Source organism: Caballeronia zhejiangensis (assembly GCF_000698575.1).
GTDB classification, from domain to species: Bacteria; Pseudomonadota; Gammaproteobacteria; order Burkholderiales; family Burkholderiaceae; genus Caballeronia; species Caballeronia zhejiangensis.
This window is the reverse complement of sequence record NZ_JFHD01000002.1, coordinates 202815-217486: the sequence shown is the minus strand read 5'-3', so window position 1 is coordinate 217486 and position 14672 is coordinate 202815. Positions and strand designations below refer to the sequence as shown.

The 14672-nt window shown below is 63.4% G+C and carries 13 protein-coding genes; 5 read left to right on the top strand and 8 right to left on the bottom strand.

Annotation, left to right across the window (positions count from 1 at the left end; genetic code table 11):
* Window positions 1-12 precede the first annotated feature (12 nt).
* From gpmA to BG60_RS04475, 3 genes are all read left to right on the top strand, one after another.
* The gene (gpmA, locus tag BG60_RS04485) at window positions 13-759 is read left to right on the top strand and encodes a 2,3-diphosphoglycerate-dependent phosphoglycerate mutase (RefSeq protein WP_008351782.1); all 747 of its coding nucleotides are present in this window, start codon (window positions 13-15) and stop codon (window positions 757-759) included.
* A gap of 248 nt (window positions 760-1007) precedes the next feature.
* Entirely contained in the window at window positions 1008-2591 is a 1584-nt protein-coding gene (locus BG60_RS04480) for a S41 family peptidase (RefSeq protein WP_008351783.1), read from the top strand.
* Window positions 2592-2693: 102 nt separating this feature from the next.
* Window positions 2694-3464 carry a HesA/MoeB/ThiF family protein gene (locus tag BG60_RS04475; RefSeq protein WP_034470779.1) on the top strand — a complete coding sequence of 257 codons (771 nt, stop codon included), beginning with the start codon at window positions 2694-2696 and terminating at the stop codon, window positions 3462-3464.
* Window positions 3465-3836: 372 nt separating this feature from the next.
* Here the strand turns inward: BG60_RS04475 and ptsP are convergent, their stop codons facing one another.
* The 7 genes from ptsP to BG60_RS04435 all read right to left on the bottom strand — a co-directional run bounded on the left by ptsP (window position 3837) and on the right by BG60_RS04435 (window position 11316).
* On the bottom strand, window positions 3837-5597 hold the full coding sequence (ptsP, locus tag BG60_RS04465; protein WP_008351786.1) for a phosphoenolpyruvate--protein phosphotransferase: 1761 nt from the start codon (window positions 5595-5597) through the stop codon (window positions 3837-3839).
* 221 nt (window positions 5598-5818) lie between these two features.
* Window positions 5819-6088 carry an HPr family phosphocarrier protein gene (locus BG60_RS04460; RefSeq protein ID WP_008351787.1) on the bottom strand — a complete coding sequence of 90 codons (270 nt, stop codon included), beginning with the start codon at window positions 6086-6088 and terminating at the stop codon, window positions 5819-5821.
* A 37-nt stretch (window positions 6089-6125) separates the two neighbouring features.
* Entirely contained in the window at window positions 6126-6614 is a 489-nt protein-coding gene (locus BG60_RS04455) for a PTS sugar transporter subunit IIA (RefSeq protein ID WP_008351788.1), read from the bottom strand.
* 297 nt (window positions 6615-6911) lie between these two features.
* On the bottom strand, window positions 6912-7868 hold the full coding sequence (gshB, locus tag BG60_RS04450; RefSeq protein ID WP_008351790.1) for a glutathione synthase: 957 nt from the start codon (window positions 7866-7868) through the stop codon (window positions 6912-6914).
* A gap of 52 nt (window positions 7869-7920) precedes the next feature.
* The gene (gene gshA, locus BG60_RS04445; protein ID WP_034470493.1) at window positions 7921-9210 is read right to left on the bottom strand and encodes a glutamate--cysteine ligase; all 1290 of its coding nucleotides are present in this window, start codon (window positions 9208-9210) and stop codon (window positions 7921-7923) included.
* Between the two features lie 275 nt (window positions 9211-9485).
* The gene (locus BG60_RS04440) at window positions 9486-10946 is read right to left on the bottom strand and encodes an ammonium transporter (RefSeq protein WP_034470490.1); all 1461 of its coding nucleotides are present in this window, start codon (window positions 10944-10946) and stop codon (window positions 9486-9488) included.
* Between the two features lie 31 nt (window positions 10947-10977).
* Entirely contained in the window at window positions 10978-11316 is a 339-nt protein-coding gene (locus BG60_RS04435) for a P-II family nitrogen regulator (RefSeq protein ID WP_008351794.1), read from the bottom strand.
* Between the two features lie 393 nt (window positions 11317-11709).
* On the opposite strand from BG60_RS04435, the gene BG60_RS04430 reads away from it, so the two are divergent.
* Window positions 11710-11973, top strand: a complete 264-nt coding sequence (locus BG60_RS04430; RefSeq protein ID WP_008351796.1) for an accessory factor UbiK family protein — start codon at window positions 11710-11712, stop codon at window positions 11971-11973.
* A 94-nt stretch (window positions 11974-12067) separates the two neighbouring features.
* On the top strand, window positions 12068-13612 hold the full coding sequence (locus BG60_RS04425) for a YifB family Mg chelatase-like AAA ATPase (RefSeq protein ID WP_034470488.1): 1545 nt from the start codon (window positions 12068-12070) through the stop codon (window positions 13610-13612).
* Between the two features lie 380 nt (window positions 13613-13992).
* Here the strand turns inward: BG60_RS04425 and BG60_RS04420 are convergent, their stop codons facing one another.
* Window positions 13993-14595: a hypothetical protein gene (locus BG60_RS04420; RefSeq protein ID WP_034470777.1), complete on the bottom strand. Its 603-nt coding sequence runs from the start codon at window positions 14593-14595 to the stop codon at window positions 13993-13995.
* Window positions 14596-14672 lie beyond the last annotated feature (77 nt).

Sequence of the window (14672 nt, the reverse complement as noted above, 5' to 3'; positions counted from 1 at the left end):
CCGACCGAAATCATGTACAAGCTAGTGCTCATCCGCCACGGCGAATCGACGTGGAACAAGGAAAACCGCTTCACCGGCTGGGTCGACGTCGACCTGACCGAGCAGGGCAACCGTGAGGCGCGCCAGGCAGGCGTGCTGCTGAAGGAGGCGGGCTACCAGTTCGACATCGCGTATACGTCGGTGTTGAAGCGCGCCATCCGCACGCTGTGGCACGTCCAGGACGAGATGGATCAGATGTATATACCGGTTGTGCATTCGTGGCGCCTGAACGAACGCCACTACGGCGCGCTCGCGGGCCTGAACAAAGCAGAAACCGCGAAGAAGTACGGCGACGATCAGGTGCTCGTCTGGCGCCGCAGCTACGACACGCCGCCGCCCGCGCTCGAACCGGGCGACGAGCGTGCGTCGTACAACGATCCGCGTTACGCGAAGGTGCCGCGCGAACAGTTGCCGCTCACCGAATGCCTGAAAGACACGGTCGCGCGCGTCCTGCCGATCTGGAACGAATCGATCGCACCCGCCATCAAGTCCGGCAAACAGGTCGTGATTTCGGCGCACGGCAACTCGATCCGCGCGCTGGTCAAGTATCTGGACAACATCTCCGATCAGGACATCGTCGGGCTGAACATCCCGAACGGCGTGCCGCTTGTGTACGAACTCGATGAAAACCTGAAGCCCATCCAGCACTACTATCTGGGCGATCCCGAAGCCATCGCGGCCGCGCAGGCCGCTGTCGCCAAGCAAGGCAAAGCGGGCTGATTCCGGCTGTCCGGCAGATGTTTCGCCTCACGAGGGCGCCATAACGGGCGCCCCTCGCGGCGTTCATGGCGCCCGGCTGACGAACCGCGAGCGGCATCGACAGGATCGCGTCGAAACGTGCGCGAGCCATCGCTTCAACGGATGAAAGCCTCAGGCATTTAAGTTGCGTTTAAGTCGCCAATCAAGGCGAGCGGGTATACTGGCCCGTCACCAACGATGCAGCCCATCCGATTCCGACCGCACTCTCTATGCGAAAGAACCTGAAAAACTTCGGCCTGGTAGCCGTTGGCGTTGCTGCCGGCGCACTCGCCACCCTGCAGATCTCCGCATCCGCACAGCAAGCTGCTTCCTCGCCTCTGCCGCTCGAACAATTGCGGCTTTTCGCCGAAGTTTTCGGTCAGATCAAGCACGAATACGTCGAACCGGTCGACGACAAAAAGCTCCTCACCGCCGCCATCAAGGGCATGGTGTCGAGCCTCGACCCGCACTCGTCCTATCTCGACAAGACCGATTACGAAGAACTGCAGGAACAGACCAAGGGCCGATTCGCGGGCCTCGGCATCGAGATTTCTTCGGAAGACGGCCTCATCAAGGTCATTTCGCCGATCGAAGACACGCCAGCGTTCCGCGCCGGTATTCGTCCGGGCGACCTCATCACGCGCATCAACGACAAGCCGGTGCGCGGCATGACGCTGGATAAAGCCGTGAAGCAGATGCGCGGCGAGCCGGGCACGAAGGTCACGCTCACGATCTTCCGCAAGAGCGACGACCGCACGTTCCCGCTCACCGTGACGCGCGCCGTGATCCGCGTGCAGTCGGTGAAGATGAAGGTGCCGGAGCCGGGCTACGGCTACATCCGCATCACGAGCTTCCAGGAGCGCACGGTGCCGGATCTCGCGTCGAAGCTGCAGGATCTCGCGCGCCAGCAACCGAATCTGAAGGGCCTCGTGCTCGATCTGCGCAACAACGGCGGCGGCTTGCTGCAAAGCGCGGTCGGCGTCGCGGGCGCGTTCCTGCCGGATAACGCCGTCGTCGTGTCGACCAACGGCCAGATCGCGGACGCGAAGCAGACGTTCCGCGACACCTACGACAACTATCGCCTGCCGTCCTTCGATTCCGATCCGCTGAAGAGCGTGCCGGAAATCTTCAAGAAGGTGCCGATGGTCGTGCTGACCAACGCGTATTCGGCGTCGGCCTCCGAGATCGTCGCGGGTGCGCTGCAGGATCATCATCGCGCGCTGATCGTCGGCAAGACCACGTTCGGCAAGGGCTCGGTGCAGACCGTGCGTCCGATGACCGCCGACAGCGCCCTGCGCCTGACGACGGCCTATTACTACACGCCGAGCGGCAAGTCGATCCAGAATCAGGGCGTGCGCCCCGACGTGCCGGTCGATCAATACGCGGACGGCGATCCGGACGACGCGCTCGTCACGCGCGAAGTCGATTACTCGAACCACCTCGCGAACACGCAGGATCCGAACGAGAAGAAGGAACAGGAGCAGCGCGAGGCGGATCGTCTGGAGCAACTGCGCATTCTCGAAGAGCAGAACGACAAGAAGACGCCCGAGCAGCGCCGCAAGGACCGCGAGCGCAAGCCGGTCGAGTTCGGCAGCGCGGACGACTTCATGCTCCAGCAAGGTCTGAACAAGCTGGAAGGCAAGCAGGTCGTGGAGTCCAAGTCGTACAGCGAACGCAAGCTCGCGCAGAACAAGCCGGCACGTTCGGCGTCCGCTCCGGTGGTTGCACCGCCTGCGCTGCCGGCCACGCCGGGTTCCGCGCCGGCGTCGGGCGCGCAGCCGGCATCGGCGCCTACCGCGCAGCAGTCGAAGTAACTTTTCCGTAGTCCCCGCAAAGGCTTCGCAGCGTAACGTTGCGAAGCCTTTCTTCTTTTCGCGCTTAGAATGCTTCGTTCGAGCAAGCCGATTCTTTCCGCGATGAACGACGACCAACTCCTTCGCTATTCCCGCCACATCCTCGTCGATGAAATCGGCATCGAGGCGCAGCAGCGCTTTCTCGACGCGCACGCCGTCATCATCGGCGCGGGCGGACTCGGCGCGCCCGCGGCGATGTATCTCGCGGCGTCAGGTGTCGGAAAAATCACGCTCGTCGATGCCGATACTGTCGATCTCACGAATCTCCAGCGGCAGATCGTGCACATGACGCGATCGGTCGGAGCGCCCAAGGTGGAATCGGCACGCGAGACGTTGAGCGCGCTGAATCCGGACATCGACGTCATCGCGGTGAACGCGCGCGCCGACGCCGCGTGGCTCGACATCAACATGCCCGGTAAAACCGTGGTGCTCGATTGCAGTGACAACTTCGCGACGCGTCACGCGATCAACGCGGCCTGCGTCACGCATCGCGTGCCGCTCGTGTCGGGCGCGGCGCTGCGTTTCGACGGGCAGATCAGCACCTTCGACTTCCGCGCACCCGATTCGCCCTGCTACGCGTGCGTGTTCCCGCCGGATCAGCCGTTCGAGGAAGTCGCGTGTTCGACGATGGGCGTGTTCGCGCCGACGGTCGGCATCATCGGTGCGATGCAGGCGGCGGAGGCGCTGCGCGTGATCGGCGGTTTCGGCGAGACGCTCGCGGGCCGGCTGATGATGCTCGACTCGCTGCGCATGGAATGGAACACGATGCGAATCGCGCGGCAGCCGGATTGCGCTGTCTGCGGAAACACCGGAAGCCGCGAAGCAGCGCGCTAAATCGGTCGCGTCTTACGCCGTCGACCGGACGGTCCGCTTAAGCTCATCGATTCTTCAATCGCAGGGCGGATCGTTCTTTGAGCACCATCACTTCGCCGGCGAGCGCGCAACGCGGGCTCACGCAAAGCGCGTTCGCGCGGCCGTCGCTTCCGCGAATCCCCCGCACACGGAGTTCCGCACGCCGTATCGCGTGATCAATTTCCACGCATGCAATAGTTGCTTCAACGACACGACGTGCGACTTCGACAACCGCGATTTTCTGTGGTGTCCGCGCCGGCGCGGCAAGCCCAGCCGCTTTCGATGCACTTCGGCGATCTCACCCGAGCAGGTCATCGCTCGGGTGGATCGACTGATTGCGGATCACGGCTTGGCCTAGACCTTCTGCAACGCCGTGAGCGCGGCCTGCAATTCAGCGGGTTCGTAGGCCGCAAGCACATCCGCGACCGGCTTTTCCAGCGCCTTCAGGTTCGAGCGCAGAATTTCCTGCTTCACGATCAGCAACTGGCTCGGATGCATCGAAAACTCGGTGAGCCCGAGGCCGAGTAACAGACGCGTGACGGCGGGATCGCCCGCCATTTCCCCGCACACCGACACCGGCACGCCCGCGCGCTTCGCCTCGCGCAACGTGAACGCGATCAGGTTCAGCACCGCCGGATGCAGCGGATCGTAAAGATGCGCGACGCTGTTATCGGCGCGATCGATCGCGAGCGTGTACTGGATCAGATCGTTCGTGCCGATCGACAGAAAATCGAGCCGGCTCAGGAACAGCCGCACGGCGATGGCTGCCGCCGGAATCTCGATCATCGCGCCGACCTGAACCTGACGGTCGTACGCCACGCCTTCGTCGTCGAGTTGACGCTTCGCCTCGCGGATCAGATCGAGCGTCTGGTCGATTTCCTGTGCGTGCGCGAGCATCGGAATGAGAATCTTGGTCGGCCCGAACGCCGACGCCCGCAGAATGGCGCGCAGTTGCGTGATGAACATCTGCGGCTCGGACAGGCTCCAGCGGATCGCGCGCAAGCCCAGCGCGGGATTCGGCGCGGTTTCGTAGCCATCGCTTCCGGTCATGGAATCGAGCGGCTTGTCCGCGCCGACATCGATCGTGCGGATCGTCACCGGCTTGCCGTTCATCAACTCGACGGCGCGCTTGTATGCCTCGAACTGCTCCTCTTCCTCCGGCAACTGGTCCTTGTGATTCATGAAGAGGAATTCGGTGCGGAACAGGCCGACGCCCATCGCGCCCGCTTCGACGGCGACTTGCGCGTCTTCCGGCAATTCGATGTTCGCGCACAGTTCGATCTTCGTACCGCAGAGCGTCTGCGTCGGCGAGAATTTCAGGCGCTGGAGCTTGCGCTGTTCCAGCAGTTTCTCGCTCTGACGATACGAATACTCTTCGAGAACGATCGGCGCCGGATCGACGATCACGATGCCATGATCGCCGTCGACGATGATGAGATCGTTCTGGCGGATCAGCACGCTCGCCTGCTGCACGCCGACGGACGCCGGAATGCCGAGACTGCGCGCGACGATCGCCGTATGCGAGGTGCGGCCGCCGAGGTCGGTGACGAAGCCCTTGAACGCCTGCGTCTTGAACTGAAGCATGTCCGCCGGCGCGATATCGTGGGCGACGACGATCATTTCGTTGTGCCCGTTGCTGGCGGCCGTATGCACGACGAGCGACGCGGCCGTCGGCGCGCCGGCCAACGCTTTCAAAAGACGCTCGACGACCTGCTCGACATCCGCCTTGCGTTCGCGCAGATATTCGTCTTCGATCTCGTCGAAATAACCGCCGAGGATTTCCAGTTGCTCGGTGAGCGCCCACTCGACGTTGTAGCGGCGCGTGCGAATCAGGTCGATGGTTTCCTGCACGAGCATGGCGTCGTTCAGGATCATCGTATGGACGTTGATGAACGCGCCCATTTCGCTCGGCGCATCGGCGGAAAGGTCTTCGCGCAGCGCTTCGAGTTCGGCGAGGACGGCCGCCTGCGCCGCGTGGAATCGGGCGATTTCCGCGTCGATCTGATCCGGCTCGATCAGATAGTGGTCTACGTCGAGCGCCGCCGGCGCGATCAGATACGCGCGCCCAATGGCGATGCCGCGCGAGACGGGAATTCCATGCAGCGTGAAGGACACGCGCCCTCCTCTAGTTCTTTGAATGTCGCGGTCTGCCAGGCGCCCCCTCGACGGGCACAAACCGCGCGTCCATTATATGTTCGATCGTGCTCACAAGTCCCTGAACACCCGGTGACGACAGGGCCGGAACGGTTGCACGACGTTACGCGAAAGCGTGATGCGGATACGAAAAAGCCGCGTCGATGCGCGGCTTTTCACTGACGGACACTGCGGCGAAACGCTTACTGCCCTTCTCCGAATTTATCGGCGATGAGCGCGAGAATGGCTTGCATCGCTTCGGCTTCGTCTGCGCCTTCGGTTTCGATCGTCACCGTGCTGCCGATGCCCGCCGCCAGCATCATCACGCCCATGATGCTTTTCGCGTTGATCCGGCGCCCGTTGCGGCTCATCCAGATCTCGCATTGAAAATTGCCCGCCAGTTGTGTGAGCTTGGCCGAAGCGCGTGCGTGGAGCCCCAGCTTGTTCACGATTGTTGTTTCTTGTTGCAGCATGATGCTCCGAAGCGCTAGATGGATGAAATGAGCGGCGTCAGTGGCTGGCGGCCTTCGCGCTGATGAGATCGGCGCTCGCCGAGCATGCCGGATCGGGCGAGCCGGCGGCCTTCGTCGCGAGGGCGCAGGGGTTGAGCGGCGTGGACGAATCCAGTTCCTGGATGCCCTTCGAGCCGCCCTGAAGAATCTTTTCGGCGAGCGTGTCGAGCGGCGTCGCGCGGTAGCAGACGGCGCGCACGAGCATCGGCAGATTGCAGCCGGCGAGCACGCGCACATCGGTGTCGTGCAGGCTCGCCGCGATGTTCGCGGGCGTCGCGCCGAACACGTCGGTGAGCACGATCGCGCCGTTTTCTTCTTTCAGGCGATCGATTTCGGAGCGCGCGAACGCGCGAACTTCGACCGGATCGCAGTCGGGCATCACGTCGATGACGCCGATGCGCGCCGGCAAGCCACCGTAAATATGTGCGATGCACTCGCGTAGCGCGGTGGCGAAAGGTGCGTGCGCGATGATCAGAATGCCAGCCATGTCAGGAAATTGCCTCAGCGACAAATCAACGACGAAAAATCGGACAAATACGTCGGAGTTCGCTCGAAAGCGCGCGAGCGGCGCGGAACACAACTCTAAAGTGGATGCCGTTACAACGAAATCAACCGCCTTCCAGCTTCATTACCCCAAGCCTGCGCGTCGATGCTTAAGCGAACTTTAAGCGCACTTTTAGACGCGATCGCGCCCCAGAAACGCGGGCGCGGGAAAGTCAATTCTAACAGTCCCGCCGAGGTGAGTTTGGCGCGCTGTCCGCGCGCGTTTCGTTGGCTGGCAGACTCAGTGCGCCGCGCGCTCGAGCGCGTCGATAAACATGCCCGCAACGTCGAAGCCGGTCTGATCCATGATTTCGCGAAAGCACGTCGGACTCGTGACGTTGACTTCGGTGAGATAGTCGCCGATCGCATCCAGCCCGGCGAGCAGCAGGCCGCGCGCCTGCAGCACCGGCCCGAGCGTCTCGGCGATTTCGCGATCGCGCGCCGACAGCGGCTGCGCGCGCCCGAGCCCGCCCGCCGCGAGATTGCCGCGCACTTCGCTGCCCTGCGGAACGCGCGCCAGCGAATACGGCACCGGCTGACCGCCGATGACGAGAATGCGCTTGTCGCCATCCTTGATTTCGGGGATGAACTTTTGCGCCATCACCGTGCGCGCGCCGTCCTCGGACAACATCTCGACGATCGAGCCGAGATTCATCCCGTCCGCCTTCACGCGGAACACGCCCATGCCGCCCATGCCGTCGAGCGGCTTCAGGATCACGTCGCCGTGCTCGGCGTGGAAAGCGCGCAGGCGCGCGGCATCGCGCGTGACGAGCGTCGGCGTGACGAACTGCGGCCATTCCGCGATGGCGAGCTTCTCGGAATGATCGCGGATCGCCTGCGGCTTGTTGAAGATGCGCGCGCCGTTGCGCTCGGCGATCTCCAGCAGCCACGTCGCGTTCACGTATTCCAGATCGAACGGCGGATCCTTGCGCATCAGCACGGCGTCGAAATGCGTGAGCGGCAGATGCTCGGCCTGCTCGGCGGCATACCACGGCCAGCGGTCACTGTTGGCCTCGTCGCCGACGATCGCGATGCGCCGCGCGCTCGCCTCGACCTTCGTTCCGGTCCACGCGAGATGCTGCGGCTCGCACGCATAGAGCACGTGGCCGCGCCGCGCGGCTTCGGCCATCATCGCGTAGGTCGTGTCCTTGTAGATCTTGAAGCGATCGAGCGGGTCGGCGATAAAGAGGATGTTCATGACGATTTGCTAGTTCGGTGCGCGGCCTGCGAGCTTACCGCAAGCCGCGAACTCACACCTGAATGGCTTCAGGATCGGTCTTTTCGAGCTCGACCGATGCCGCCAGCAGCGCCAGCCGCGCCACCACGCCGTACATGTAGAAGCGGTTCGGCGGCGCGGCGCCGGGCTTCGCGTGCGTGTCGGGCAACGCCGTGTGCTCGAAGCCGAGCGGCACGAAATGCATGCCCGGCGCGTTGAGGTTCTGATCGCGCTCGCGCGAATCGTGCACGCGGTAAAACCCGCCGACGACATACCGGTCGATCATGTACACGACCGGCTCCGCGACCGCATTTTCCACGCGCTCGAACGTATGCACGCCTTCCTGCACGATCACGTCGTGAACTTGCAGGCCTTCCTTGGCGTCGTTCATCTTCGTGCGTTCGCGCTTGGTCAGCGCGGCGACTTCGCTCGCGTCGTGGACGGTCATCACGCCCTTTCCGTACGTGCCGGCATCCGCCTTGATGACGACATACGGACGCTCGCTGATGCCGTAGTCGCGATACTTCTTCGCGATCTTCTTGAGCACGCCGTCGATGGCTTCCGCGAGCGCTTGTTCGCCCGTGCGCGCTTCGTAATCGACGCCTTCCACATGCGCGAAGTACGGATTCACCATCCACGGATCGATCTCGACGAGCTTCGAGAACTTCTTAGCGACGTCGTCATAGCAGGAGAAATGGGTCGACTTGCGGCGCACCGCCCAGCCGGCGTGCAGCGGCGGCAGCAGATACTGCTCGTGCAGATTTTCCAGCACGGGCGGAATGCCGGCCGAAAGATCGTTGTTGAGCAGGATCGAGCAGGGATCGAAGTTCTTCAGGCCGAGGCGCCGCGGCGTGCGTTCGAGCGGCTCCAGCACGATTTTCTGGCCATCGGCGAGCGCGATGGTTACAGGACCGTGGATATTCTCGTCCAGCGTGCCGAAGCGGATGTTGAGCCCCGCTTGCCGCATGATGAGCGCGAGGCGCGCGACGTTCTCGAGATAGAACGCGTTGCGCGTATGGCGCTCGGGAATGACGAGCAGATTCTTCGCGTCCGGGCAGATTTTTTCGATGGACGCCATCGCTGCCTGCACCGCGAGCGGCAACACTTCCTGCGGCAGATTGTTGAAACCGCCGGGAAAGAGATTGGTGTCGACGGGCGCGAGCTTGAACCCCGCGTTGCGCAGATCGACGGAACAGTAGAACGGCGGCGTGTGCTCCTGCCATTCGAGCCGGAACCAGCGCTCGATGGCGGGCATGGCCTCGAGGATTTTCCGCTCGAGATCGAGCAGCGGGCCACTTAACGCCGTAACAAGGTGCGGAACCATGTATTACTCGCGGAAGAAGACAAAAGATTGTAGAGCAATTGCTTTGCCTAAATGGGTATCAACCGCCAATTGACAAGGTTTTGCGGCCCGCGCCGCGCCGCTTCCACGCACTTTTCCGCCTGTCGCTTCAATAGGTTTGGGCGCCGCCTTCGACGAAACCCGGACGGAAATGGCGCACCAAAAAAAATGCCCGCCATAAGGCGGGCGAAGTCGCTGCGCTCGTTCCTTGCTCGCAGCCTACGCGCTCTCGCGGCGCGCCGGTTGCGGCGTAAGACTTACTCGACGTGCTCGCCGTGCAGCGTGACGTCGAGACCTTCGCGTTCCTGTTCTTCCGTGACGCGCAGGCCCATGGTCATGTCGATGATCTTCAGCAAAACGAAGCTGACGACGCCGCTGTAGACGAGCGTGACGAGCACGCCCTTCGCCTGCACGAGCACGCTGCCGTCGAAGCCGCCGATGTCCTTCACCGCGAACACGCCCGTCAGCAGCGCGCCGATGATCCCGCCCACGCCGTGCACGCCGAACGCGTCGAGCGAGTCGTCGTAGTTGAACTTGTGCTTGAGCCACGTCGCCGACCAGAAGCAGACCACGCCCGCGACAATGCCGATCACGATCGCGCCCGTCACGCCGACGAAGCCCGACGCCGGCGTCACCGCCACCAGACCCGCAACCGCGCCCGAGATGATGCCGAGCACCGACGGCTTGCCCTTCGTGATCCACTCCGCGAACATCCAGCCGAATGCGGCGAACGCGGTGGCGATCTGCGTCGTGAGCATCGCGAAACCGGCACGGCCGTCAGCCGCCACTGCCGAACCCGCATTGAAGCCGAACCAGCCCACCCACAGCATCGATGCGCCGATCAGCGAGAGCACGAGGTTGTGCGGCGCCATCACTTCGCGGCCATAGCCGACGCGCTTGCCGAGCACGAGACAGCACATCAGACCCGCGATACCGGCGTTGATGTGAACCACCGTGCCGCCCGCGAAGTCGAGCACGCCAGCCGATGCGAGCCAGCCGGTAGGTTCCCAGACCATGTGCGCGATCGGCGAGTAGACGATCAGCGACCACAGCGCCATGAACACGAGCATCGCCGAGAACTTCATGCGATCCGCGAACGCGCCGGTAATGAGCGCCGGCGTGATGATCGCGAACGTCAGCTGGAATGCGAAATAGACCGACTCGGGGATCGTCACGGCCAGATGGCTGACGGTAAGCGTCGTCGCCTTGTCGCCCTTGATGTAGGCCATGCCGTGCAGGAACACGCGCGAGAAGCCGCCGAGGAACGAGCCGCCCGGCGTGAACGCGATGCTGTAGCCGACGACCGTCCAGAGGATCGTCACGAGACAGCAGATCGCGAAGCTCTGCATGACCGTCGCGAGCACGTTCTTCTTGCGGACCATGCCCGCGTAGAAGAGCGCGAGGCCGGGAATCGTCATGAACAGCACGAGCGCCACCGAAGTCAGCATCCACGCGGTGTCGCCGGAGCTGATCTTCGACGAATCGACCATGACCGGCTCGGTCGGTGCGGCCGGCGCGGCATCGGACGCGGCGGATGCGGCTTCTGCCGCCGATGCCGCCTGAGCCGACGACGCCATCGCCGTGTTGGCGCTTTCGGGCGCGCTTGCAGCGGGTGCCGAGGCTGCGGCCGGAGCGGACGCATCCTGGGCGAGAGCGGTGCCGACATTCGCGCCGATCAGCGCGCCCGCCACCAACAGTGACATCAAAAAGTTACGCATTCTTCTGGTTCCTCTTATCGCCAATTTCTTGTTAGAGCGCGTCGGCGCCGGTCTCGCCGGTGCGGATGCGGATCACCTGTTCGATTGAGGTGACGAAGATCTTTCCGTCACCGATTTTTCCCGTGCGTGCGGCGCGTTCGACGGCTTCGATCGCCTGATCGACGATGTCGTCCGAGACGGCCGCCTCGATCTTCACTTTCGGCAGAAAGTCGACGACGTACTCCGCGCCCCGATACAGCTCGGTGTGCCCCTTCTGTCGGCCAAAGCCTTTCACCTCGGTCACGGTGATGCCCGAGACGCCGATGGCCGAGAGCGCTTCACGCGCTTCGTCCAGCTTGAACGGCTTGATGATTGCGGTAATGAGCTTCATGTATCCCTCGCTGTGGTGTGCTGATCCTTCGATGCCGTCCATTGAAGCGTGCAGAAAAGGTCGCGCCACTTATGCAACTCGTATGCCATGCGAGCATCCATGCGGCTTTGCGCGATTTCGCGAAACAATCGCACGAAGGGTCGGCCGAACGGCTAACGCGGGCCGCGCGTGCTGGCGTCGGGGTAGGTTCATTGCTAGAGTGGTCCAGAGGTCCCGCAAAAAGGGGCATGGGCGGACAACGCGAGCGCGCGGCGGCGCTAAAATCGCGGCGCCTCAAAGGTGCTTCGACGCGCGTTCGCGCATTCGGCGGCGCGCACCAATATCGAACATTCGATAATTCGGGGCACTGACCTAACAATGAATGCACTTTTTTTGTGCAAGAAGGGAGAAACGATGAAGCAGCCCAACGACGTTTTCAACGATTTGCAGCAGAAGATGAGCGATCTCTTCAAGAATTCGCCCGCGAAAGACGTCGAACGGAATATGAAGGCGATGCTCTCGCAAGGCTTTTCGAAGCTCGATCTCGTGACGCGCGAGGAATTCGACACGCAGACGCAAGTGCTCGTCCGCACGCGCGCTCGTCTCGAAGAACTCGAAAAGCGCGTCGCGCAGCTGGAGCAGCGTCTCGCGGGCGGAAATACGGCCGCGCAGGACTGAGGCGCCAGCACTGCCTATCGCGTACCTCGGCTAGCGAGCCGTGAGTTTCTAGTTTTATTGCCGGCGCGGTCCATGCGCCGTTTCAGGTGAAATCATGTCGCTTGCCGTGGTACGCAGCCGCGCGCCCGCTCCTGGGCGCGCGCCCGAAGTCGTCGTCGAAGTCCATCTCGCCAACGGGTTGCCGTCGTTTTCCATCGTCGGTCTGCCCGATCTCGAAGTCCGCGAAAGCCGCGAGCGCGTGCGCGCCGCGCTGCAGAACTGCGGCTTCGATTTCCCCGTCCGCAGAATCACCGTCAATCTCGCACCCGCCGATCTACCGAAGGAAAGCGGCCGCTTCGATCTGCCGATCGCGCTCGGCATTCTGGCCGCGAGCGGACAGATTCCGGCTGCAGCGCTCGAACATCGCGAGTTCGCGGGCGAGCTTTCGCTGACCGGCGCGCTGCGTCCGATGCGCGGCGCGTTCGCAATGGTCTGCGGCGCGGCGCGCCACTATGCATCGATGCGCGATGCAGCCCCGCCAATCCCCGAAATCTACGTGCCGCTCGCAAGCGCGGCGGAAGCGGCGCTCGTGCCGGGCATCGAGGTCTTCGGCGCGGCGGACTTGCCCACGCTCTGCGCGCATCTGAACGATGTCCCCGGCGCCCGTCTGCGACCCGTGCAAGCCGCTCCGCTTCCCTCGACAGCCGCGCCGTCCGCGGATCTCGCCGATGTCATCGGCCATCCCGCCGCCCGCCGCGCGCTCGAAGTGGCGGCTGCGGGTGGTCATCATCTGCTGATGGTCGGTCCGCCCGGCGCGGGCAAGTCGATGCTCGCCGCGCGCCTGGCCGGCCTGCTCCCGCCGATGAACGACGACGAAGCGCTCACCTCCGCCGCGATCCTTTCGGCGAGTTCGCTCGGCTTTACGCCCGAGCAGTGGCGGCGACGGCCGTTCCGCGCGCCGCATCATTCGGCGAGCGCGGCGGCGCTCGTCGGCGGGCGCAATCCGCCGCAGCCAGGCGAGATCACGCTCGCGCATCTCGGCGTCCTGTTTCTCGACGAGCTGCCCGAATTCGACCGAAAAGTGCTGGAAACCCTGCGTGAGCCGCTCGAAGTCGGCCAGATCACGATTTCGCGCGCCGCACAGCAGGCGGAATTTCCGGCGGCCTGCCAGCTCGTCGCCGCGATGAATCCATGTCCGTGCGGCTGGCGCGGCGACCCGAGCGCGCGCTGCCGCTGCTCGCCCGATGTCGCCGCGCGTTATCTGCGCAAGCTGTCGGGTCCGCTGATGGATCGCATCGACATTCAGATCGAGTTGCCGGCGCTCTCGCCCGCGGAACTGTCGGCGCGCGGCACCGAGCGCGGCGAGTCGAGCGCCGTCGTCGCGGCGCGGGTCGCGGCGGCCCGCGACATACAGACGCAGCGTCAGGGCAAGATCAACCGCGATCTCGACGGCCGCGAAGCCGACGCCGTCTGCCGCCCCGATTCCGCCGGCGAAGCCTTGCTGCGCGCTGCGGGCGAGCGCTTCGGCTGGTCCGCGCGCGCGTACTACCGCGTGCTGAAGGTCGTGCGGACGATCGCGGATCTCGCCGGCGCCGATATGCCCGACGCGTCCCATGTCGCGGAAGCCGTTCAGTACCGCCGGGCGCTGTCGATCGCCTGAAGCCAGCGCGGACGCGGGGTGGTCCACGCGATGCTAAGCGGAAAATTACTTGTCAAGACTTGACTTATGCACACTGAAGCGATCCGGGGCGGTCCTTCGTCTGATCAAACCCCGGTTTTGGCCACATTTCACAGACCATTGATTTTATTGAATTATTTAACTTGCCGCGAACGAAGGCAAACTAACGTAAACCGCATGAGTCGGGCTTTTGAGCGCTACCACACACTGTTTTCCACAAAGTTATCCACAGACATTGTGGATAGCGCAAAAAGTCCATATGAATCCGAGAATTAGCGCGTAAACTTCTGAAGGAACTTCGGCTATTTCCGACACACTAAGACACTTCTTAAGTTAGTGCCTGCAGAATTCGAGGCCTTCCTCTAAAACAGTTTGAAGGACGAAAAGAACTGCTCGGCCTGCTCGGTCGGCGTCGTCTTGTCTGACACGATCGCCAGTTGATAGACGTGCGCGCCGCGCGCCACGAAGCGCGCGTGAATCGTCCGCGACTCGCGCTTCTCCCCCCCTTCGCCCTTCACCTCGATCTCGCTGCCCAACACGCGTCCGCCCGCCGCGAGGTCGATCTGCGTCGCACGCGCCTCGGGCTTCGCATTCACGTTGCGCGCGAGACCTTGCTGGAGGAAATCGAGTGTCGCGCGCTGCAATTGCGGATCGGCGCTCGGCAGCACGACCGTGCCGACGGCGAACACGGCGTCGCCGGCTTCTGCGGTCTGCATGCGCATCGTCATCGACCGGCCTGCGATGTCGATCTTGCGCTCCTCGGAACGCGGCTTCGCGGGCAGCGTCACTTCGTAGCCGTCGTCGTTGTTCGTCACGGTGCGCCAGTCGTATGAGGGCGTGCACGCGAGCAATGCGCCGCATGTGACAGTTGCGCACATCAGCTTGTTGGCGGAAGCAATATTCGGAAGAAAGCGCGCGGCCGCGCGCCGCAAACGGACAGGAAACACGGGGAAAACTCGTTTCATGAGGAATCGCTGCGTGAAAACCATCATTATCGCGCTGCGATGCCGGGCTTATCGGCGCGTCACGAACGCATCCCGAA